This window comes from Providencia rettgeri, from assembly GCF_001874625.1.
Taxonomy (GTDB): domain Bacteria; phylum Pseudomonadota; class Gammaproteobacteria; order Enterobacterales; family Enterobacteriaceae; genus Providencia; species Providencia huashanensis.
The window spans coordinates 2,774,429-2,798,373 of the sequence record NZ_CP017671.1 but is presented as its reverse complement, the minus strand read 5'-3'; the positions used below and the strand labels follow the sequence as shown (position 1 = coordinate 2,798,373).

Sequence of the window (23,945 nt, the reverse complement as noted above, 5' to 3'; positions counted from 1 at the left end):
GTATGCCATTAATAAGCTAATAAATGAAATCAACAAAAAAGCCACCGGTTAAGGTGGCTAATAATAAGAATATAAATCGTTAAAAGATATTTTGGATCATCACATTAATTAATAACCCACCCACAATTAACCAAACAAATAAAATCAATGCCATCAGTAACGGCTTAATACCTGCTTGGCGAATGGCACTAACATGGGTGGTTAAGCCTAATGCGACCATCGCCATTGCGAGTAAAATAGTATCTAATGCGATGATTTGTTGAACTAATACACTAGGCAATAAGTGTAATGAATTAAAACCTGCTACAACGATAAAGAATACAGCAAACCAAGGAATAGTAATTTTGCTTTTTTGGTTGCTTGCCGTTTGATTGTGGCTTGCTTTTCGACTCAAAAAGGCAGATAAAATAATTAAGAACGGTGCAAGCATCATGACACGGATCATTTTAGCGATCACGGATGCATTTTCTGCGTCAGTACCTATGGTGTGACCAGCAGCAACAACTTGTGCAACTTCATGAACCGTTGAGCCAATATAAATACCAAATGTTTCTTCAGTCGCAGGGAACCAACCAAAGTGGGCATTTAATTGGTACATCCAAGGGTAGACAAATATACAGATTGTCCCGAATATGACGACAGTTGAAACGGCAACCGCGACTTTACTTGCGGAGGCTTTTACCACCGGTTCAGTTGCCATGACTGCTGCAGCACCACAAATACTGCTTCCTGCACCAATCAGCAATGTTGTTTCTTCATCAAGACCGAATACTTTTTTACCCAGCCAATAAGCTAATAAGAATGTCGATGTTAATGTTAAGGCATCAATGATGACGCCTGTTGCACCTACATCAGTAATTTGCTGAAAAGTAAGACGGAACCCGTACAGAATGATCCCCGCTCGAAGGAAATAGTGCTTAGCAAATTTAATACCACTGTCACAAGATTTGCTCGCAACAGGATAAAAAGTATTACCAACAACGATGCCTAATAAGATAGCAAGGGTTAATGCACCTAAACCGATATCCATAAACCAAGGCTGTTCGCCGAGGTAAATTGAGATAGCCGTTAAAATACCAGCTAAAATAATGCCAGGTATTAATTTAAAAATAGGATGCAGGCTATTTTGCTCTAAGCTGTTAGCTTCACTTTTATTCATGACAATGCTCTTCATTACCGCTTATAAGATTTGGTAATAAGCATATAATAAAATCAATAATAATTTAAATTCATTATTTGTGTATAATCTATCGAAAAAATTGATTATAAGTTTCTTCTGGAATATTGCTAATAAATCATTAATATTAACAATATTATTACAAATACTAAAAATCACGTTGGGGCTTACCTTTATGCGAATTACACTTAGGCAACTTGAGGTCTTCACGGAAGTATTAAAAAGTGGCTCCACGACGCAAGCATCTCAATTATTAGCACTTTCTCAATCTGCAGTAAGTGCGTCGCTAACGGATTTAGAAGGTCAATTAGGTGTTCAGCTATTTGACCGCGTGGGTAAACGACTTGTTACAAACGAGCACGGAAGGCTTTTATACCCTAAAGCATTAGCATTATTAGAACAAGGGTTAGAAGTCGAGCAATTATTTAAGAAAGAGATGGGCGCCGTGCGTCTCGCAGCAAGTACGACGATTGGCAACTATATGCTACCGGAAATTTTAGCGGGTTATCGTCATGACCACCCTGATATTCCTTTGGAACTGTTTATTAGTAATACAGAAGAAGTTATCAAAGGTGTCATGGAGTTTAGAGCCGATGTCGGTTTAATCGAGGGGGTTTGCCATAGCCCTGAGTTGATTTCTAAACCGTGGTTAAAAGATGGATTGGTTGTTTTTGCTTCACCACAAAACCCACTAGCAAATAAAAAAGTATCACTAAAAGATTTACAAGATGCTCCATGGATTTTGCGGGAAAGGGGCTCAGGGACAAGAGACGTTCTTGACCAACTATTATTTGCTCACCTTCCCGGGTTTCATATTTTAATGGAGCTTGGAAATTCAGAAGCGATTAAACACGCTGTTCGTTTCGGTATGGGGATCAGTTGTTTATCAAGGCGTGTTATTGAAGAACAATTGGAAAATGGTTCATTAGTGGAATTAGAAATAGAAGAACTGCAATTAGAAAGAACCTTATATTTGATTTACCATCGTCAAAAGCACCTTTCGAACGCGATTACTAATTTGCTAGCCTACTGTAATTAAAAATCCTCGTCATCTTTTAACTTGTCGCGTTGTTGGCTGCAATCGACTATCCAAGTCACATACTGGTGTATGCTCCTTGGATAGTCTCATTTGCCGTCTAGCGACAAGCCAAAATATTTAGAGGATTGCAATGAATGTGTTGTGATTGCGATAACGCGTTTTACTTATAATTTGCTACGGATTATGAAGGTATCTTATAACAGCAAAGAGTTGCTTAGTTCTGGCAGTCTATTTTGCTAGAATTCCTCCGATATTAGCTGAATAATAAAATACAGGGAACAAATGTCAGAACAACATACCAATACTATCTCGCAAGGCGGCCCACAAAAGCTACGCCGTGAATTAAAAGCACGCCACCTTGCGATGATTGCTATCGGGGGCTCAATCGGTACCGGTTTATTTGTCGCATCAGGTGCAACCGTTGCACAGGCAGGTCCTGGTGGGGCACTTCTTTCATACGCTATCATCGGTTTAATGGTTTATTTTTTAATGACCAGCTTAGGTGAGTTAGCTGCTTATATGCCAGTTTCAGGTTCATTTGCGACCTATGGTGCTAAGTATGTTGATGAAGGCTTTGGTTTCGCATTAGGTTGGAACTATTGGTATAACTGGGCGGTCACTATTGCGGTTGACCTTGTAGCAGCGCAATTAGTGATGACTTATTGGTTCCCAGATACCCCCGGCTGGATTTGGAGTGCAATATTCCTTGCTATTATTTTCTTGCTAAACTTTATTTCAGTTAAAGGGTTTGGTGAGGCTGAATATTGGTTCTCCTTAATTAAAGTCACTACCGTCATTATTTTTATTGTCGTGGGCGTGTTAATGATTTTCGGCATCATGAATGGTGCAGAAAATGCAGGATGGCATAATTGGGAAATCGGTGATGCACCTTTTGCTGGTGGCTTTTCAGCGATGATTGGTGTTGCAATGATTGTTGGTTTCTCCTTCCAAGGTACTGAACTAATCGGTATTGCTGCAGGGGAATCAAAAGATCCGGCAAAAAATATTCCAAAAGCGGTACGTAAGGTTTTCTGGCGTATTCTGTTATTTTACATTTTTGCAATTCTGATTATTAGTTTGATCATTCCTTATACCGACCCTAATTTATTGCGTAATGACGTTAAAGATATCAGTGTAAGTCCATTTACATTGGTATTTGAAAATGCAGGTTTACTCTCCGCAGCGGCAGTAATGAATGCCGTCATTTTAACCGCGGTTTTATCGGCGGGTAACTCAGGGATGTATGCATCCACCCGTATGTTGTATACCTTAGCGCGTGAAGGTAAAGCTCCGCGTATTTTTGCCCGCCTATCAAAAGGTGGCGTACCACGCTATGCTTTATTAGCTACAACAATTATTGCCGGTCTATGCTTTTTAAGTTCGATGTTCGGTAATCAAACCGTTTATTTATGGTTATTGAATACGTCGGGAATGACGGGTTTTATTGCATGGTTAGGAATTGCGATTAGCCATTATCGTTTCCGTAGAGGGTACATCGCACAAGGTAAAGATCTTAACGATTTACCATATCGCTCAGGCTTCTTCCCGGTCGGCCCTATTTTTGCATTTATTTTATGTTTAACGATTACGTTAGGTCAGAACTATCAAGCCTTCTTAGAAGATAGGATTGATTGGGTTGGGGTAACCGCGACTTATATCGGAATTCCGCTATTTTTAGCCATATGGTTTGGTTATAAAATTGCCAGAAAAACCACATTTATTCGCTATAAAGACATGAACTTTCCAAGTTACAAAGAAAATTTAGATAAATAAAATTCGTATCTTGTTTACTAAAATAGCACCTCCATTGAGGTGCTATTTTTTTATCACGCCAGAATAAAATGTTAGAAGTGCCAAATTAGCAGGTTAATTTGGCAAGATGCATAACTTTTCGATATGGCTCACATAATTTCATTGAGTTAAGTCATGTTAGATTCAATAATCGTATTGATAAGTATTCTTATTTGCTTTATTGTTACCGCAATAAAAAATTCAGTCAATGAGGTTGATGGTGGAGCTTAATACTATGTCGTCGGTAGCCAAGAAATCAGTAGCTAGGTCGGTAGTAAAAGGAATAAGTTTAGCATTATTAGTGAGTGCAAGTTTGAACTCGTGGGCCGCTACTGTAACTGATGTTGCAGGCCGTACTGTTGAAGTCCCTGATAATGTTAATCGTATTTTACTTGGCGAAGGGCGTTTATTTAGCGCTATAGCTCTCCTTGAAGGTGATAAACCCATTGAACGTATCGTAGGCTGGCAAGGGGATTTGCGTAAATTAGACCCGCAAACGTATGCGGTTTATAAAGCGAAATTTCCAGAAATTGATAATATTCCTCTAATTGGTAATACCAGTGCCGATAGTGTCAGTTCAGAAAAAGTATTAACACTAAATCCCGATATCGCCATTTTTGGTCTGTCAGGGCATGGTCCGGGCAAAAATAGTGAATTAGTGAACCAGTTAGAAAAAGCGGGTGTGCCTGTCATTTTTGTCGATTTCCGTGACAACCCATTGAAAAATACATTGCCGAGTATGCGTTTACTTGGTCAAGCGTTAAATCGGGAACAGGTAGCCAATAAATATATCGATTTTTATGAAAAAAACCAAAAGCTAGTCACCGATATTACCGCTAAAGTTCCGGAAGATAAAAAACCGACGGTGTTCATTGAATTAAGAGCCGGTGCTTTTGAAGATTGTTGTGGTACTGCAGGTGACGGTAACATGGGGAACTTTATTGACTTAGCGGGTGGGAAAAATATTGCTAAGGGGGTATTGCCCGGCGCATTAGGTACAATGAACCTTGAGAAGGTCATTGCATCAGACCCCAGTATTTATATCGCATCTGGTGTCAAAGCACCGGGTAGCAAAGATGTTGGTGTTCAATTAGGCGCTCAAGGTACTTTAATTGATGCGAAAGAAAGTCTAAAAAGGGTCACAGAACGTAAAGGCATTAATTCATTATCAGCCATTAAAGATAAGCAAGATTACGCTATCTGGCATAACTACTATAACTCTCCATACAATGTGATTGCGACACAAGTATTTGCTAAATGGTTTTATCCTGAGCAATTTGCGGATTTAGACCCGCAAAAAACACTTGAACAGCTGCACAGTGAGTTTCTCGCAGTAGAACCAAGTGGTGTATATTGGGTCAGCGAAAAGCAATGAGAGTAGGTGGGAATTAATGAGTATTACAAGTGAACCGATAGCAGCTGCAGAGCAAGCCATCAAACAAGCTGATAATGGTGTGAAGCAGCATTATCAAAATATGTTACGCCGTAGGCTAACATGGATTGGGGTTATTGTTGCTGCAATTTTATTATCTTTAATTATTGATTTTACGTTGGGCCCTTCGGGCTTATCTCTTGAACGATTGTGGCAAACCTTGGTAACACCAGAAACGGTGGATGCAGGGACTCGGGTTATTGTTTGGGATATTCGGTTGCCATATGCATTGATGGCTGTTGTTATCGGTATGTCATTAGGGCTTGCTGGGGCAGAGATGCAAACGATTTTAAACAACCCGCTGGCGAGCCCATTTACTTTAGGTGTATCAAATGCGGCGGCTTTTGGTGCTGCTCTAGCCATTGTTTCAGGTATCGCAATTCCAGGGGTGCCTGACCAATGGGTAATATCGGCAAATGCCTTTATTTTTGCACTACTAGCAGCGTTGATGCTAGATGCGGTTACCCGCTGGACTCGAGTTGCTACTTCCGGTGTGGTTTTATTTGGTATAGCTTTGGTATTTACATTTAATGCATTGGTTTCCATGATGCAATTTATTGCGACGGAAGATACCTTACAAGGGCTTGTTTTCTGGACGATGGGGAGCCTTTCAAAAGCGACATGGGTAAAACTGGGCGTGATGGCGCTAGTTTTCGCCTTAGTTTTCCCAATTGCGATGATGAGTTCATGGAAGTTAACGGCCTTAAGGCTCGGTGAGGATAGGGCTATTAGCTTTGGTATTGATGTCCGGCGGCTAAGGCTGACAACGTTATTGCGGATCAGTATTTTGTCTGCATTGGCGGTTGCGTTTGTTGGGCCGATTGCCTTTATTGGGCTGGTTGCACCACATATTGCCCGTTTGATATTTGGTGAAGATCACCGCTTTTATCTGCCAGCAAGTGCATTAATTGGAGCATTAATTTTATCGATGGCATCTATTGCCTCGAAGAACATTATTCCAGGTGTGATTATTCCTGTGGGTATTGTGACATCGTTAGTGGGTGTTCCGTTCTTCTTAAGTATTATTTTACGTCATCGGGGTAATGTATCATGAGTGGTTTGATTATTAACCAATTTAATGCAGGCTACCCAAAACGTGCAGTGATTGAAAACTTATCGACCGATATTTTACCCCGAGGAAAGATCACGGTATTACTTGGGCCAAATGGGAGTGGTAAATCAACATTATTACGCTCTTTAGCTGGCTTAAATAAGGCAACGGGGCAGTTATTATTGGACGGCTTGGATCTCACGCAGCAGAATTTTGCTCAACGTGCGCAAAATGTGGTGTATTTACCGCAAACATTACCTGCGGGGGTTCACTTATATGTTTTAGAGTCTGTGATTGTTGCTCAGCGTGCCTCGGGTGGTTTGAGTAATCAAAATAATAAAGACGAAGTCATGCATTTATTACGCCAACTTGGTATTGAACATTTGGCATTAAGTTATTTAGATCAACTTTCAGGTGGCCAAAAACAATTAGTCGGTTTGGCACAATCATTAATTCGTCAACCAAATTTATTATTATTGGACGAACCTTTAAGCGCTTTAGATTTAAATTATCAATATCATGTGATGGATTTAGTGGCAAAGGAAACTAAACGTCGAAATATAATTACCGTTGTGGTTGTTCATGATATTAATATTGCGTTAAGGCATGCGGAACATGTATTAATGCTTAAGCAAGGGAAACTCATCGCACAGGGAGAGCCTGCTGAGGTTATCACGCCTGAAAGCCTTGCAGAGGTTTACGGTGTAAGAGGGCGTATTGAAAGGTGTTCGCAAGGGGTACCTCAAGTGTTAATTGATGGGCTAGTTGATAAATTAGCAAGTTAATACCGCACAATAAATGATGTGCTTGTGGCGTCGTGCGACAAGCACATTAATAAAGAAAAAGGGGCAATATAAAAAAACAAACGAATTAAATATTAAGATTAATTACCCACAGGAAATTTAATTGATTTATAAATGGTTTTTTACCATGAATTTCTTATGGGTATTTAAATATCCAAATAATAAAAAGCGTTTTTAAAATTTAATGCAATCAATGTGAGCAAATCAATTCATATATAAAAAATATCTCTTGGAGAGTTGGGAATGGTTGTTTTTAATAAAAGAAAAGTTGCAATTAGCATAATTGCCGCTATCGCTGCGACACCTGCATTTGCTGATGACAGTAAAGATAAAATCTATGTAACGACTGCATCAGGTTATCAGCAAAAAATTGAAGATGCCCCAGCATCCATTTCAGTAGTAACGCGCGAACAACTTGAAACTAAAGCTTACCGTGATGTGACTGACGCTTTAAAAGATGTACCGGGTGTTTTAGTTACCGGTGGCGGCAGTAGCTCTGATATTAGCATTCGTGGTATGGATGCTAAATACACCATGATTTTAATCGATGGTAAACGTATTGATACACGCAGCACTCGCCCAAATAGTGATGGTTCTGGTATTGAACAAGGTTGGTTACCACCATTACCCGCCATTGAGCGTATTGAAGTAGTACGTGGCCCAATGTCATCGTTGTATGGTTCGGATGCGATGGGTGGGGTAATTAATATTATCACTCGCCGTGTTCAACAAGAGTGGACCACAAGTTTACGAGCGGATACTACACTAACTGAACGCAAAAATTCAGGTAATACAGGGCAAGGCAGCTTTTACACCTCAGGTCCATTAATTGATGGTTTACTTGGTGTGAAACTACAAGGCCAATATTCGCATCGTGGTGAAGATAAAATCATTAATGGTTTTAATCGCCAAATCATGGCGAGTGGTGGAGCAACGGTATCGTTGACTCCAGATGACAAAAATACCTTCGACGCAGAATTTAAACGTGATAACCAACATCGTGATGACCGTGAGGGTTATACCAGCAAAAGAGGCGACGGTAGCGGTTTTAGCAAATATGAGTTGACTCATATGGCATTAACCCATACGGGTATTTATGATATTGCATCAACAGATACCTATGTTCAATACGATGAGACAAAAAACCCAGGCCGTAAAATGACGGCAGAAGACCTTGTTTTCCGTAATCAAAGTGTCTTTTTATTGGGTGATCATAGTTTAAGCCTTGGTGGTCAATATCGTAAAGAGAAGTTGAAAGACGAAGGTAATAAATTTAAACAGTATAATAAGCTTGAACGATATAGCTGGGCGTTATTTGCAGAAGATGAATGGTTAATGACCAATGATTTTGCGTTAACCGGTGGTATTCGTATGGATAAAGACGAAAACTACGGTTCACACTGGACTCCACGTTTATATGGTGTGTGGCATGCTGATGAACAGTGGACAATTAAAGGTGGAGTAACTACAGGTTATAAAGCACCAAGCTTGCGTGAATCGTCCGCAAACTGGGGACAAGCAACAGGCGGTAGTGCAGGAAATGCCGTTATTTATGGTAATCCTGATTTAAAACCAGAGAAAAGTATTACTGAAGAAATAGGTGTTATTTGGAACAATCAGGATAATATTACTGCTGGGATAACTATCTATAACACTGACTTTAAAGATAAAATTACTGAAATTAGGCGTTGTGAAGAAAATAGTAGTACAGTAAGAGCATGTACAGTAGCTCAAGATGGTGAAGGTGACAAGCCTAACAAACCGTATCGTTTCATCAGCGATAAAGCGAACGTTGATAAAGCAAGAATGCGTGGTGTTGAACTCACCTTCAACTGGCGTATTGTGGATGATTTAAGCTTTGCAGCTAACTACACGTATACTGATACTGAACAAAAAAGTGGTGTAAATAAAGGTAAGCCATTAAATAAACAGCCTAAACATATGGCTAACTCCACATTGACATGGCAAACTACTGAAGATTTAGAAACATGGACGCGTATGAATTTCCGTGGTAAAACCTCTGAATACCAAGGTCGTGGACAAAAAATGTCAAGTGGTACAGCATCTTATGCTTTATTTGATTTAGGTGCGAGTTATCAGCTTAACAAGAACGCGAACATTGTTGGTGGTGTCTATAACGTATTAGATCGCCGAATCGATAATGCGACTTACGGTGCTGAATTAGAAGGCCGTCGTTACAATATCGGTATCAACTACAACTTCTAATCGTATAATTAATCTCGATTAATCCAAACCCTTTGGCTTCTACCAAAGGGTTTTTTGCTGATTAAAACCTGATTAAAACCATAAGAAAAAAAAGTTATAAGCAGATAGGACAAAAAGTCAGAAATAATCAAAATTTCTCATCGAAAATAGGGTGATTTGTTAACAATTTAACTTGCTATTTGTGGTTATGGCGTGCAAAATGCGCGAACTAAAAAATAACTGATGCTTAATCAAATGAAGCATCGGTTTTTTTGTTTTTAGGAACGTTCATTCTAGCGGGGCCGGACATAGAGCCGGAGAGATAATTTTAATATTTACGTGTAGCAAACATTTTACGCTACCGATTTGAGGAATGCTTTTATGGCTTACTTTTTCGCATTCGCAGCAGGGCCAGGCGCTGGCGGCTGCCGTATCGATGACTACGGGGCTCTCGGTGGCTTCGCTCACACGCCTTTCTTCCTTTCTTCGTTTTTCTCTGCCTATAGGCAGATGCAAAGTCTTCCCAGTAACTGTCGATTAAGCCGAAGTAGTATGCAATCGAAAGTTATGGGAGGGCTTGATAATGTCAAATAATACTCCAATTCCATTAGACATTGGTCACAACCAAACCGGTGCGAATAATCGCGTACAACTTGCAAAAACGTTAACGCTTGTACAAGTGGTCATGATAGGTATCGCCTATATCCAACCGATGACCATCTTCGATACTTTCGGTATGGTATCAGATAAGACCGGTGGACACGTTCCAACTTCATACATTATTGCATTAGCGGCGATACTGTTTACGGCTCTGAGCTACGGTAAGCTGGTGAAACGCTTCCCATCTGCTGGCTCAGCGTATACTTATGCTCAAAAATCAATGAGCCCGCATATCGGCTTCTTGGTGGGCTGGACATCTTTGTTGTCCTACATTTTTATGCCAATGATTAACATATTATTGGCTAAAATTTATTTGCAAGACATTTTCCCCAATGTGGAGCCAGCGATATTTGTCGTTGGGCTGGTTATTTTAATGACCGCGGCTAACTTACGTGGTATCAACGTAATCGCCAACCTAAGTACAGTCATTGCGATTATCCAAATTGGGGTAATGGCCGTGTTTACAGGCTTAGTGATCCACGGTGTTTCAAATGGCGAGGGGTCGGGAGAAATTTGGACCTTTAACCCATTTGGTAATGAAAAAACTGAAATGATCCCATTGATAGCTGGGGCTACCATTTTGTGTTTTTCATTCTTAGGCTTTGACGGTTTAAGTTCATTGTCAGAAGAAACGCCAAACGCAGGTAAAGTGATCCCTCGTGCTATTTTCTTAACGGCACTTATTGGGGGGTTATCTTTATTACGGTTTCCTTCTTCTTACAACAATATTTTCCAGACGTATCACGCTTTAAGAATATCAATGAAACTCAGCCAGATATTATGCGCTTTGTTGCTGGTGCATTCTTCCAGTCAATTATTTTGGTATTCTCATGCGTGACAGTATTAGCTTCAGGAATGGCAGCCCACGCAGGTAGTGCTCGTTTAATGTATGTAATGGGCCGCGATGGGGTATTCCCAGAAAAAGTTTTTGGCTATGTTAGTCCAACATGGCGTACACCGGCATATAACGTATTGATGGTCGGTTTCTTAGCGTTAGGGGCAATTTGGTTTGAAATGGATTTTGCGACCGCATTAATCAATTTCGGGGCATTAATAGCATTTACCTTTGTTAATATTTCTGTGATTAGCCAATTCTTTATCCGTGAACGTCGGATGACAGGCTTCAAAAATATTTTGAATTACTTAATTTTACCTGTTATAGGTACACTAACAGTGTGCGTTTTATGGTTAAATATTGAAGAAGATTCAATGGTTTATGGATTGATTTGGACAGCGGTTGGTTTAGTTTATATGGCTATACTGACTCGCATGTTTAAGAGACCGATGCCGCAGATGAGTGATATCTAGTTATTTTCTACTAATGGAATAGCGCCTTTTGGCGCTATTTTTGTTTCAATAATGTATGCAAGTTGTAACTTGTTATCGCGAATATTCTTATTGACTGATATACCCAACTCCTCATAATTCAACTATAAGAATTTTAAGGAGAATTTATGAATCCCTTCCATTTTGATGTTACTGCACAAGAACAGCCTTTTTACAAAATTGATATTCAATACACCCCTTCAAGTTATAAAGAAATGATAACTGATTTTAAAAATAACTTAATTCGTAATTATAAAAGAAAGTTTAAACTTATTAGGTGGGTAGTATTTATTGAGTTATTTTTAATCGCAGCATCATTTATACGCTTTACGTTTGATGACCCGCAATATTTTCATAAAAACATACCTTATTACCACACAGTAATGCAAACAGTGGGTATCACATTTATTATTTTTGGGTTGTTTATATTAGCGTTTAAAATTGGGTTAAAGGGGGCTGTATCATTACAAGAATCGTATCTTAGCAAAGGATTAATTAAAGAGGAGGATATTAATCACTATACTTTTTACCCTGAAGGCTTTGTATTTAATGAATTTAATCAAAATATGAGCCTTTACTGGGATGCTTTGCACTATGTTGCAGTCTACGATACTAGCTTAGTCTTTGCTTTTTGCCCCCCTAAAACTGAAAAAGGTAAATATACCGCAGAGTATGATGAAGTCATCATCCCATTAAAACTGATCCAAGAGAAAGATTACCTTATCAATGCACTAAAAGAGTTGGGTAAACACCATTTTGATTTTGAAGATCAAAGAAAACGTGGAGCTAAAAATGTGAACTGACATACAGTGATAGCGTAAATAGGCTCAGGTATTTTTTGCCTGTTAAGAATTATTTAAGATAAAACGTGTAGCCTATCAACATCATAATATTATGTGATACTGTTGTTACAATGAATAGTTCACAAATCATCATAAACATGAATTCGATTAAGAAGGCACACAAATGAATGATGTAAAAAAACCTGAGAATCAACGATTATTACTCACCCTCAGGAATATTGTTGGTAAGAAAAACATTCTAACAGAACCTCATAAGACAGAACGTTATCGCAAAGGTTTTCGATCAGGCGTTGGGGATGCAATAGCGGTTGTATTCCCTACAACACTGCTTGAGCAATGGCATGTATTTAAAGCGTGTGTTGAAGCCGATAAAATTGTTTTAATGCAGGCGGCAAATACCGGGCTGACAGAAGGCTCAACACCAAGCGGTTATGACTATGATCGCGATATTGTGATCATCAGTACACTACGTTTGAACCAAATACAAGTCCTTCCTGAATTCAATCAAGTGGTTGCGATGCCGGGAAGTACGTTATATGACTTAGAGAAGATTCTTAAACCCTTGGGGCGTGAACCACATTCGTTGATTGGCTCATCTTGTATTGGTGCATCTGTTGTGGGCGGGATTTGTAATAGTTCTGGTGGCTCCTTAGTGCGTAGAGGCCCCGCTTATACCGAGCTTGCGTTGTATGGCCGAGTAAATGATGATGGTAAAGTGGAACTTGTGAACCATTTAGGTATTGATTTAGGGAATACCCCAGAAGAAATACTGACTAACTTACAAAACCGGGGTTATAGCAGCGAAGATGTCCATGTTAGCGAAAAACTAGCTTCTGATCATGAATATGCACAGCGTGTTCGTGATGTTGATGCAGATACGCCGTCTCGCTTTAATGCTGATGAACGCCGTTTATTTGAAGCATCCGGTTGTGCCGGTAAATTAGCAGTATTTGCAGTTCGTTTGGATACTTTTCCAGCGGATAAAAAAACACAAGTATTTTATATTGGCTCAAATAACCCCGATGTTTTAGAAGATATTCGTCGCTATATTTTAAGTGAGTTTAAAAATTTACCCGTAGCGGGTGAATATATGCACCGTGGTTGTTTCGATATTGCAGAAATTTACGGTAAAGATACCTTTTTAATGATAGATAAATTTGGCACGGATAAAATGCCAATGTTTTTCACGATAAAAGGCCGTATTGATGCGGTATTAAATAAAGTCCCATTTTTACCCTCTAATTTAATTGACCGTACTATGCAAGTACTGAGTAAATTATGGCCATCCCATTTGCCGCCGCGAATGAAAGAGTTTCGTGACCGTTATGAACATCATCTAATGCTAAAAATGGCAGGTGATGGGATTGATGAAGCTAAAGTTTGGTTAAAGTCATATTTCGCAACCGCGGATGGTGGTTATTTTGAATGTACCCCAGAAGAAGGTGCGAAAGCTTTCTTACATCGTTTTGCAGCTGCGGGGTCAGCAGTACGATACCATGCGGTACATAATAAAGACGTAGAAGATGTTTTGCCGTTAGATATTGCGTTACGACGCAATGATAGAAACTGGTTTGAAACGTTACCACCGGAAATTGAAAAGTTATTAGTCCATAAACTGTATTGTGGTCATTTTATGTGCCATGTTATGCACCAAGATTATGTGTTGAAAAAAGGTGTGGACCCAAAAGAATTAAAAGAAAAAATGTTAGCGCTATTAGATGAACGAGGGGCGCAATACCCAGCAGAACACAATGTTGGTCACTTATATAAAGCGGCACCACAGTTAAAATCATTCTATAAGCAAGCGGACCCAACGAATACGATGAACCCAGGTTTAGGGAAAACAACGAAACGGAAAAATTGGGAAGGGGATTGCGGTTGTAGCCATTCTAATGAACATTAAAACCACATTAATCTAAAATAAAAATGGGCAACGATTTTGCCCATTTTTTTACAGTTTAGCTAGCCAACTCCATTGCATAATTCACCAGTGCTTTTAATTGCTGGCAACGCTTTTCATCGTGCTGATGTTCAGCAAGTAACATCTGTATTTGTTGCATATATTCTGTTAAGCGTGCTTCACTAAAGTAATCTCTGCGATGTTGTAACCAGCGTTGTTGCTCATCATAGGATAAGGTCGTTGGGAAATTACGTGCTTTATAACGAAAAAATAATTCCTTCATTCGCTTATCTTGAAAACTTAAATCTAAAGCAGGTAATTTTTGTGGAGGTGTTTCACGAATAATATCCATGGTTGACCTGTCCGACGGGCTAAAGAAACCATTATATATTTGTGCATCGACATCAGTGACTTCGTCATAGATTTGTGGCTCACTAAATAGCTCTATTAGTTTATTACGAATATCAGGGTTTTTACGCAGGGTTTCTAAATTACGCATGCAGAGGTCACGGTCTATCCCTGTGCGTAGTGCATCATTGGGTCGAAGCGTTTTTTCTGGTGCTAATATTGGGCACTTATTAATATGCACAAGTTTGACTGGGACAGGAGACGCTCCCGCAAGTTCGGCCTTAGGCGTATACAGGCGGGTACGTAATTGCTGCACATCTAATTCGAGTAATGGGGAGATATCCGCAGATAAGTCACACATAATCACGGCATTGCGGTTGTCTGGGTGCCATGCGAGAGGAGCAACTAGGCTTATATAAGAGCGTAATGCACCGAACATTCCAGAAACATGAACAAGCGGGGCAATATCAACAATATCAATTAGTTGGCTTATTTTGTTTTTGTTTCTCATCTGATAAAAATAATCAAACATCCGAGGCTGAGCGGCTTTCAATAACTTGGCCATATTGATTGTAGCCAGTACATCAGACATCGCATCGTGAGCATTTTCATGGGCAACCCCATTGGCTTTGGTTAGGTGCTCCAAGCGCATGCTTGGTAGGCCATCTTCATTTTCTGGCCATTCAATTCCTTCAGGGCGAAGTGCAAAGCAAGCTCGCAAGGCATCAAGTAAGTCCCAGCGAGAGTTTCCTTGCTGCCAACTATAAGCGTATGGGTCATAAAAATTACGGTAGAAAATATTACGAGTCACTTCATCATCGAAACGAATATTGTTATAGCCCATAATACAGGTATTCGGCACACTGAAAGCATGGTGGATACGCTTAGCAAATTCAGCTTCATTAACCCCTTCGGATAATGCAAGTTGTGGCGTGATACCTGTGATCATGACGGCTTCTGGTTGTGGCAGATAGTCATCAGCAGGTGCACAATAGAAAACCTCAGGTTCTTCAATGATATTAAACTCTAAATCGGTACGAACACCCGCAAATTGGGCCGGCCTATCTAATGCAGGCCGTTTACCAAAGGTTTCATAGTCATGAATAAAAAAAGTGGGCTGTTTTTTATTATCTTGCAACGTTTTCACCGTTTTGATGGGTTATAAGTTGGTTCTGATAGTGATGATTTTGTTGGTATTCACTATGCTTTGTGAGTTAATGATACCTTATCTGCTGTGAAAGCTAAACTCAGACCGCCTGATTTAGTGTGGGACAATGAGGTCATGCCACAATGGGATAATGCTATTTAGTACTCGAACTTCATTCTATTTTTATTGTGAGTTTAGTCACGAATATTTATTGTTAACGTTAACAAAAGTGAGTAACATCACAAATGGCAAGGTTTTTTGTAGTTTCATGAAAATGTTAACCTTAACATTGCGGCAATAAAAATTATTGATAGGTGATTAGATATGAATAGTGGCTCAAAAAAGTATTATGCCTCTTTGAGTGCATTATTGTTTTTTTTCTTTTTTACATGGTCATCTACATTTTCGGTGGTTGCAATATGGCTACGTAAATATGTGGGCTTAGAGGGGTCAGATACGGGGTTTATTTTTTCTTGTATCTCGCTTGTCGCTCTCTGCGCTCAACCTTTATATGGTTTTATACAGGACAAACTAGGGCTACGGAAAAACCTACTATTATTTATTGCTATATTATTAATCGCTTCTGGGCCATTTTTTATGGTTTTTGGGTCGTTATTAAAATGGAACCTAGTGTTTGGTAGTATTCTTGGCGGGCTATTTATTGGGATGACATTCCATGCAGGGATCGGCGTTCTTGAGTCATACACTGAAAGAGTGGGGCGCTTACGAAATTTTGAATACGGTAAGGCAAGAATGTGGGGGTCTTTAGGGTGGGCTGCTGCGACCTTTTTTGCGGGGCGTAATATTAATATTGACCCTGACTATAATTTCATTATGGCGACCATTTCTGGGTTAATATTTTTAGCCATATTACTTAATTTAAAGACAGCTAATGCGGATGCATATAATAGCCTTGAACATGGGAAACCTTCAGCAATAACGGTAGGTGACGCATTGCAATTATTGGCTTTACCCCGTTTTTGGGCATTGATACTGTTTGTCTTGGGGACCTGTATTTATAGTGTTTATGACCAGCAATTTATGGTGTATTTTGCCCATCAATTTCCAGATGAGCAATTTGGCAATGAGATGTACGGTTATCTAAATTCGTTGCAAGTTTTCCTAGAGGCTGGGGGGATGTTTTTAGCGCCATTTATTGTTAACCGTATTGGTGCTAAAAATGGCTTGTTATTTGCGAGTTCAGTGATGGCTTTGCGGATCATAGGTTCTGGCTTAGTTGACGGACCAATCATGATATCAGCAATGAAGCTATTACATGCGGTTGAGCTTCCCATCTTGTTAATCGCTATTTTTAAATATAACAGCCGCCATTTTGATAAACGTTTATCATCAACATTGTATTTAGTTGGGTTCAGTTGTGTAACTTCGATTGTTGCAAGCATTTTATCGCCATTAGCAGGATGGGGCTATGACAAAATTGGCTTTGCGGATACTTATCTTGTGATGGGGGCTTTTGTGGTGGTGACAACGATATTGTCTGCTTTTTGTCTTAGAAGTGACGATATTGGCGATCAACCCATAGATAATGCGCAACAATTAAACGCCCAAGATAAAAGCGATGAAGAAAATTTAGTGCTAAAAGTATAAATCAAGGTACTTTTCGAACGAATAATTAGATAAATATGCGAAACGTACTTGTAACGCGGTAGGATTAGAATGTATTGTGTTAATAGATAATAGGTTTTAAATATTGACTAGAGGGTTTTAAACATGGACAACGCTAGCAAGCCGTCTTTCCAAAATGTACTGGAATTTGTGCGTATGTTTCGTCGTAAAAACAAGATCCGTCGTGAAATTACTGACAATGAGAAAAAAATTCGTGATAACCAGAAACGAGTTTTGTTACTGGATAACTTAAGCGAATATATTAAGCCTGGGATGTCAATTGAAGAGATCCAAGCAATTATTGCAAATATGCGTAGCGACTATGATGACCGTGTTGATGATTATATCATCAAAAATGCAGAGCTCTCCAAAGAACGCCGTGAAATCTCTAAAAAGCTAAAAGAGATGGGGGAGTTACCGAGGATTGATGTTAAGTAAGTGATATTATAAGTGATAAGCCGAGGCAACCTCGGCTTATCAAAGTAACATATTGAATATAAATAATATGTTACAGTATGGTCACTTTAGCATGGGGGCGAGTCAAAAACTAAGTAGCCCCAAGTATTTATCGTTGAACTACTGTAAAATCAAAGTATTAACTCGTTTAATCAATTCTTGAGCTAATCGCTCCATTTCATTTTTATCGATAAAACCCATCGTTACCGCAGCTGCAATCAACTGACCTTCACTATTAAAGACAGGGCATGCGATTGATTGCGCCCCAGGGATCCCCTCTGTTGGTTGATAGCGCACGGCATAGCCTTGCTTGATGATTTTTTCCAACTCTTGCGGGGAGTAATAATTTGATTGAAATTGGTTATCGAACGCAGAGTAAATCAGCCCTGCCGCGCTTTTTTCTATCGGTAATGGGGTGTTGGGTAAAAAATCAATCTCAACATTTTTAAAGCTACGGTTGTACGTCACTAATGAGAGTGCTTTTCCTAAACGTGTGGCGACACCAGTCGAAACGTTTTGCTCATCACGAAATTGAATCAAGCTTTTATTGATGGTTTCTAGATAAGAACTCTCAGGTTTAACAAAATTAGCTAAAAAAGTTAAGTTACGCCCTAAACCATACCGGCTTGTTTGTGTGTCTTGATATAACATTTGTGTGCGACACAATGAAACCAAGTATTTATGTAAACGGCTTTTCGATATGTCACAGCCTTTTGATATATCAGCTGCGCGCGCAATGCCCCCATTTTGAGCAATATAATTTAAAATGCTCACCGCTATATCAACAGAATTAACACCTTGCAGAGAATACATAGATAAACCTCAGTTTAACAAGTCCTCATATTTTACCATGAGTTGCCCTAAGCCGCTAACAACCATCACGCATAGAATACTAATACTAAAGAAGTAGTTAATTTTTACTCATAAATAATGAGTGTATTTGATATTACTCAAGTTCACCATTTGTGAATAAGGTATATATATAGTGAACTTTAAAAAGCAATGTCGAGGTTTACTATAATGAAAACAATAAATGAATTACGAATAAAACGCCGAACTCTATTAAAAGGGCTCGGCGTGGTTGGTTTAGCTACCATAGCTCCTTGTTCTTTCGCTGAGGCGAATAATAATCAACCTTTACCTAGGGTGAGATTAAAACTATCTGACTACAAAACCTTTCGATCAACTTGTGCTATGGAATGTTTGCACTGCAACCTTACAGCGTATACATACCAAGGTAAGTTGATGAAAATACAAGCAACTGAAGGGTTTAATGTTAAATGTTGTTTAAGAGGAATGAGCCGGACTAAATGGGTTTATCATGACCAACGCATAACAACACCACTATTAAGGGTCGGTGAAAAAGGGAAAGCTGAGTTCAAACCAATAAGTTGGGATGAAGCTCTCGACCTTATCGAAAAAAATATCAGAGAAACGATTACCAAATATGGAAATGAAGGGCTATTCATATCGACCCATGCCGGAAATATGGATTCTATTAAAAATGATATGGGTAAAGCGTTTTTTGATTATTTAGGTGGCTCAACAAAGCAAGCGGGCTCTTTATGTTGCTCGGCAGTCACTGCTGCGATGATACCGATGCTAGGGCTACGTTATGCCGATACGCGGGATACCATCGCGGATAGTCGTTATATTTTGTGTTGGGGGAATAACCCAGCAGTGACGATGCAAGCCTATTTTAAAAACTATAACCAAGCCCGAAAAAATGGAGCTCGGCTGGTGGTGATTGACCCTCGTTTTAATGAAACCGCAGCAAAAGCAGATGAGTGGATACCGATTATACCGGGTACTGACACCGCACTTGCTTTGGGGATGATCAAAATTATCATTGAAGAAAACCGTATCGATGAGGATTTTCTCAGGGCTCATACTGGAGCCGTGTACTTAGTTGATGATAAACAACAGCAAGTTAGGCAAGATAATAACGATAAAGACAGTTACTTAGTGTTTGACCTGTTAAGTGGGCAATTGGCTCGCCATGACACACCGAATATCAAACCCGCATTATTCCAAAATGAATTACCGGATAACCTGGGTTACACCACGGTCTTTGAGCAAATTTACCAGCAGGCAAAAGGTTGGGATGTCAAACGTGTTAGTGAAGAAACCGATGTTCCCGTTGAAACTATCGTACGCCTTGCTCGTGATTATTCATCGATTACACCTTCAATGATTGTACAAAATATGTCCGGTGCTCAGCGCACAGAACATGGGGCTTATGTGGCTGCTAGCCAGTTTTATCTTGCACTACTGACAGGGAATATAGGTAAGCGCGGGGCAGGTGTTTGTGATGCGGGTGGTGCTCGGCAAATGGCGAATTTTAGCCCGATAGTGCCACCTGCACCGAATGCCAAAAAAATTACCCCTATTCCTGTTGCTAAAGTCGGCGACTATATTGTGAATGATAAACCTCATCCGATTAATTTTTGGTGGATTATGACCATGGGGGTAATGACGCAATTACCTAACACGAATAAGGTTCGAGAAGCATTGAAGAAAGTCCCATTTGTTGTGGTAGCGGATAATCTAATGAGCTCCACGGCACTGTATGCAGACCTTGTATTACCCGTCACTACAATCTTCGAAGATACCAGCCTAATGGCCGGAGTTCGCAGCCAATATGTACAATTAATGGAAAAAGCCGTTGAACCAGCTGGGGAAGCAAAACCTGATTATTGGATTTTTGCCCGCTTAGCAGAACGATTTGGTTTTGGTGAGGTATTTAATCAACCGATTGAACATTATATCGATGCTTGTTTAGCTGGTTCTGGGATCACTCGTCAGATGCTGGAAAAAGGGCCTGTACGGCCTGTTGAAGGGGATTGGATACCGTTCAAAGATGGTGTTTTTAGAACATCAACCAAGAAAGCACATTTGTTTATTGAAGATTGGCAAAAGAAAAATTTCTCACCTGTCGTTGCTTACTACCAAGTGACTGAATCGGTGAAAGGTTCCCCTGAGTTAGCTAAAAAATATCCTTTAATGGCGGTGCAACGTAAGTTGGCGCGGAGTGTACACTCAAGCCATGGCATGAATGAATGGATACTTGAGGTTCAGCGCAATCAGCCTAATGTGTTAATCCACCCAGAAGATGCAAAACAACGAGGTATTAAGAATGGTGAATGGGCAATTACATTCAATGACCGAGGCGAGCATCGCGCTATCGCGGTAGTGACTACTCATATTAAAAAAGGGGTTATTTCTCTCGATAATGGCTGGTGGGAGCAGCAAGGGGGAAGTAGTAGTCATGTCACGAATGACCAAGTGGAACATTTAGGAACCGGGCATTGCTGCAATAGTACGTTGGTTGATGTGAGAAGGGAGGCTTAGTCATGGCTAAACAATATGGTTTTTTAATCAATACTAAAGATTGTTACGGTTGCCGTACTTGTTCAATGGCGTGTAAGTCGGAAAATGTGACACCACCAGGAGTACTTTGGCGCCGAGTTCGTGAGTTTAATAGTGATGCTCCAAATACCCAAGCATTTATTACGATGTCTTGTAATCACTGCGATGACCCTCAATGCTTAAAGGTTTGCCCTGCGGATACCTATACAAAACGAGCAGATGGCATAGTCGTCCAAGACCATGAAAAGTGCATAGGTTGCCAGATGTGTATTATGGCATGCCCATATCACGCGCCTGTATTTGACCCAGTAGAAGGTAAAACCAGCAAATGTAATATGTGTGCGGAACGGTTAGATGAAGGGTTATTACCAAGGTGTGTGGAATCTTGTCCAACAGGGGCTATCGAATTCGGTGAAATTACAGAACTACGTAAAAAACACACAACAAATTGGGCGCTGTTAGAACAACGTTACAATATGCCAGACCACACTATCAGCAATCCAAATATTGTGATTATTGGTATGGAGGATTAATCATGGATATTAAATATATGGAACTTCCTCTGGTATTTTTTACGGTAATGAGCCAGTGGGGAATTGGCGCTATTCTTGCATTAACTATTTATCAAATGAATGCTAGCAAGGAAAATATTTTATCAGGCGGAGTGCTACGCAGAGCAGTATTAGCGATTTGGTTAATCGAGGTGATCGGCTCTTCTATGTCAATGGGGCATTTGGGAGTACCACTAGAAGCGTATCGCTCCATACTTGGGTTAAGCCATTCATGGTTGAGCCGTGAAGCGGTGACATTTATTTTATTAAATGGTCTTGTCACGTTATGGGCACTCTCGTGTTGGGTATCACCCCAAGTGAATGTGCGAAATCAGTTACTTGGCTGGTTAAGCGCCCTTGGTGGTATTGCGGCTATTTTTGTAACTGCACAAGTGTATTATCAAATGGTTGCGCATCCATTATGGCACACGCCAGCGACGCAAATCGCGTTCATTGGTAGTGCGATTGTCCTTGGTTTTAGTCTAGTTGCCTTATTCGTTATTGGACAAGGGAAACCATTACTATCCATTATCAAAGTAGGGGTGCTGATAGGTGTTATGTTGGTATTAGCTGCGCAAATCATTCGCTTGCAATTACCCGCTAGCCAAGGAGGAAGCTATTTACTGTGGTGGCAAGTTGTAATGAGTATGCTATTGCCATGTATTGTGGCAATGAAAGCATATAAGGAACGACCATCGGTTATGGTAATGGTTTTGGTGATGTTGGCGATTTTTAGCGGAGAATTGGCCGGCCGTGCGCTGTTCTATGGTTCGGTGATGATCCAAGCACCTTGGTTCTAAAAATCCTCGTCATATTTCACCTTGTAGCGTTGTTGGCTTCACACACTCGCCCTAGTCACATACTGATGTATGCTCCTAGGGCCTCGTTTAGTTTGCCGCCTAGCTACAAGTCGAACTATATAGAGGATTATCTAGGTTTTGTCGATATTAGAATTCGGCCTGTAGTGTTGTGCATGGGTTCTCGCCATATGCTGGGGTATGTTTAGCTCATGCACTTATTCAAAGGCACCATTCATCAGTATGATAATAGGATCAGAACGTTTATAGCTGTTGATTAGGGGAACGAGACGTTTGAAATGTTCGCTGGCACAGTGAATATCTAGCGCTTCTTGGTTCGGCCACTCCTCGATAAAAATAAAGTGCCCAGGATCTTTTTGGTCAACATAAAGGTCATAGCTGATACACAATGGTTCTTGTTTGGTCGCAGCGACCAATTCACGGTATAGCGGCATAACAATCTCAATCGCTTCGTTTTGGATAAAATCTTCTGCAATGACTTTCAACATAATGCCATCCTTTGTAATGAATGATAGGTAATCACACATTAACACAAAGTAATTATTAAGTGCTGATGAATCAGTGACTTTAAGATATCAATATATACTAATAACTAGAGTTAATATGAGTTCTTATTCTCATATGGGATTTGCCATCATACTCCAAAGTAAAGTAAGGAAATGGTTAATGAATAAAAAATATTATATTCAAAATATGTGTTGGGCTGGTTTATGGGGGATTTGTTTTTATATTCTTATTTGGGTAGTGAACTCAAATATAAGTCACTGATGTTATTTATTAGTGTTGTTGGTATTATCATTTTCCCATTTGCAAAATGGGCAGTTGAAAGCTTTTTTCTAATGTTTACCACTAGAGAATTTTGGAATAGAGGCTTATTTATGGACACAGCGGGTAAGGCTGGAGGATTAGCCATATATGGTGGTGTCGTATTTTTATTATCTATTCCAATTACGTTGGTTTTTATTATAACTCTATTTATAACAAGATTGTCAGCGAAGTAAATAGCATCTATTTTATGGCTAAATACCAATCAAATTATTTGCTTCTTCGACTAAACTATCATTAATTAATGCGCCTGTCCCTGCAATAATTAAGCCATATCCTAGTATACCAATAGGCCCGCCAAGCAATGCATTAAAAGCGAATCCAGCAAGAGCTGTAGCTGTCATTCCAGCCGCTATTGTTTCTGTTTTAACAAAAAAAGGTCTCCAATTATTAGTGTCGATTGCTTTTATTAATTCATTTGACCAATCAATAAAGTCAATTGCTCGGCTTGTGTATAACATACCCTTACTAGATTTCTTGAAATTTTTTGCAATATCTTCAGCTTTAACTGACTTTAATACTGCTGTAATGGCTTTGCGATCTTTTGCATCAATTTTCCTACTGATATTATTGATATACTTATTATAAGCTTTTAATGCATCCTCAACATCACGGTCT

The 23,945-nt window shown here is 39.7% G+C and carries 20 protein-coding genes and 1 pseudogene; 16 read left to right on the top strand and 5 right to left on the bottom strand.

The window, feature by feature from the left end:
- Positions 1–79 precede the first annotated feature (79 nt).
- A complete protein-coding gene (locus RB151_RS12895) occupies positions 80–1,159 on the bottom strand; it encodes a YeiH family protein (RefSeq protein WP_048607451.1) in 1,080 nt (359 codons plus the stop codon).
- A gap of 193 nt (positions 1,160–1,352) precedes the next feature.
- Between RB151_RS12895 and yieE the strand changes: the two genes are divergently transcribed.
- The 10 genes and pseudogenes from yieE to dld all read left to right on the top strand — a co-directional run bounded on the left by yieE (position 1,353) and on the right by dld (position 14,190).
- Positions 1,353–2,216, top strand: a complete 864-nt coding sequence (gene yieE / locus RB151_RS12890) for a DNA-binding transcriptional regulator YeiE (RefSeq protein WP_042843414.1) — start codon at positions 1,353–1,355, stop codon at positions 2,214–2,216.
- A 282-nt stretch (positions 2,217–2,498) separates the two neighbouring features.
- Entirely contained in the window at positions 2,499–3,989 is a 1,491-nt protein-coding gene (locus RB151_RS12885) for an amino acid permease (RefSeq protein WP_071548173.1), read from the top strand.
- Positions 3,990–4,242: 253 nt separating this feature from the next.
- Entirely contained in the window at positions 4,243–5,382 is a 1,140-nt protein-coding gene (locus RB151_RS12880; protein WP_042843416.1) for an ABC transporter substrate-binding protein, read from the top strand.
- Positions 5,383–5,482: 100 nt separating this feature from the next.
- Complete coding sequence (locus tag RB151_RS12875) at positions 5,483–6,493, top strand: FecCD family ABC transporter permease (protein ID WP_370661204.1); 1,011 nt, start codon at positions 5,483–5,485, stop codon at positions 6,491–6,493.
- Entirely contained in the window at positions 6,487–7,275 is a 789-nt protein-coding gene (locus RB151_RS12870; protein ID WP_094301210.1) for an ABC transporter ATP-binding protein, read from the top strand. The genes RB151_RS12875 and RB151_RS12870 overlap by 7 nt, the downstream gene beginning before the upstream one ends.
- A 261-nt stretch (positions 7,276–7,536) precedes the next feature.
- Complete coding sequence (locus tag RB151_RS12865; RefSeq protein ID WP_071548172.1) at positions 7,537–9,519, top strand: ligand-gated channel protein; 1,983 nt, start codon at positions 7,537–7,539, stop codon at positions 9,517–9,519.
- 360 nt (positions 9,520–9,879) lie between these two features.
- Positions 9,880–10,092, top strand: a complete 213-nt coding sequence (locus tag RB151_RS12860) for a hypothetical protein (RefSeq protein WP_071548171.1) — start codon at positions 9,880–9,882, stop codon at positions 10,090–10,092.
- Positions 10,082–11,466, top strand: a pseudogene (locus RB151_RS12855) (APC family permease). Before RB151_RS12860 ends, RB151_RS12855 begins: the two are co-directional and overlap by 11 nt.
- A 146-nt stretch (positions 11,467–11,612) precedes the next feature.
- The gene (locus RB151_RS12850; RefSeq protein WP_071548170.1) at positions 11,613–12,287 is read left to right on the top strand and encodes a hypothetical protein; all 675 of its coding nucleotides are present in this window, start codon (positions 11,613–11,615) and stop codon (positions 12,285–12,287) included.
- Positions 12,288–12,450: 163 nt separating this feature from the next.
- Positions 12,451–14,190, top strand: a complete 1,740-nt coding sequence (gene dld / locus RB151_RS12845) for a D-lactate dehydrogenase (protein ID WP_048607443.1) — start codon at positions 12,451–12,453, stop codon at positions 14,188–14,190.
- Between the two features lie 55 nt (positions 14,191–14,245).
- Here the strand turns inward: dld and sbcB are convergent, their stop codons facing one another.
- Complete coding sequence (gene sbcB / locus RB151_RS12840) at positions 14,246–15,673, bottom strand: exodeoxyribonuclease I (protein WP_048607441.1); 1,428 nt, start codon at positions 15,671–15,673, stop codon at positions 14,246–14,248.
- A 333-nt stretch (positions 15,674–16,006) separates the two neighbouring features.
- Between sbcB and RB151_RS12835 the strand changes: the two genes are divergently transcribed.
- A complete protein-coding gene (locus RB151_RS12835; RefSeq protein WP_071548169.1) occupies positions 16,007–17,290 on the top strand; it encodes an MFS transporter in 1,284 nt (427 codons plus the stop codon).
- Between the two features lie 123 nt (positions 17,291–17,413).
- On the top strand, positions 17,414–17,746 hold the full coding sequence (gene tmaR / locus RB151_RS12830) for a PTS system regulator TmaR (RefSeq protein WP_042843427.1): 333 nt from the start codon (positions 17,414–17,416) through the stop codon (positions 17,744–17,746).
- Between the two features lie 138 nt (positions 17,747–17,884).
- On the opposite strand, the gene RB151_RS12825 is transcribed toward tmaR, so the two are convergent.
- On the bottom strand, positions 17,885–18,577 hold the full coding sequence (locus tag RB151_RS12825) for a helix-turn-helix domain-containing protein (protein WP_071548168.1): 693 nt from the start codon (positions 18,575–18,577) through the stop codon (positions 17,885–17,887).
- Positions 18,578–18,784: 207 nt separating this feature from the next.
- Here RB151_RS12825 and RB151_RS12820 point away from each other — a divergent pair, with 207 nt between their 5' ends.
- The 3 genes from RB151_RS12820 to RB151_RS12810 are packed head-to-tail and all read left to right on the top strand — an operon-like array spanning position 18,785 to position 22,484.
- Entirely contained in the window at positions 18,785–21,115 is a 2,331-nt protein-coding gene (locus RB151_RS12820) for a molybdopterin-containing oxidoreductase family protein (protein ID WP_042843429.1), read from the top strand.
- Between the two features lie 2 nt (positions 21,116–21,117).
- Positions 21,118–21,666: a 4Fe-4S dicluster domain-containing protein gene (locus RB151_RS12815; protein ID WP_187265060.1), complete on the top strand. Its 549-nt coding sequence runs from the start codon at positions 21,118–21,120 to the stop codon at positions 21,664–21,666.
- Positions 21,667–21,668: 2 nt separating this feature from the next.
- The gene (locus RB151_RS12810; RefSeq protein ID WP_071548167.1) at positions 21,669–22,484 is read left to right on the top strand and encodes a dimethyl sulfoxide reductase anchor subunit family protein; all 816 of its coding nucleotides are present in this window, start codon (positions 21,669–21,671) and stop codon (positions 22,482–22,484) included.
- 215 nt (positions 22,485–22,699) lie between these two features.
- Here the strand turns inward: RB151_RS12810 and RB151_RS12805 are convergent, their stop codons facing one another.
- Positions 22,700–22,990 (bottom strand): putative quinol monooxygenase, encoded by a 291-nt coding sequence (locus RB151_RS12805; RefSeq protein ID WP_042843432.1) that lies wholly within the window; start codon positions 22,988–22,990, stop codon positions 22,700–22,702.
- A gap of 222 nt (positions 22,991–23,212) precedes the next feature.
- Here RB151_RS12805 and RB151_RS12800 point away from each other — a divergent pair, with 222 nt between their 5' ends.
- A complete protein-coding gene (locus tag RB151_RS12800; protein ID WP_048607436.1) occupies positions 23,213–23,503 on the top strand; it encodes a colicin E1 family microcin immunity protein in 291 nt (96 codons plus the stop codon).
- Between the two features lie 18 nt (positions 23,504–23,521).
- Here the strand turns inward: RB151_RS12800 and RB151_RS22970 are convergent, their stop codons facing one another.
- Complete coding sequence (locus RB151_RS22970) at positions 23,522–23,893, bottom strand: colicin-like pore-forming protein (RefSeq protein ID WP_315984921.1); 372 nt, start codon at positions 23,891–23,893, stop codon at positions 23,522–23,524.
- Positions 23,894–23,945 lie beyond the last annotated feature (52 nt).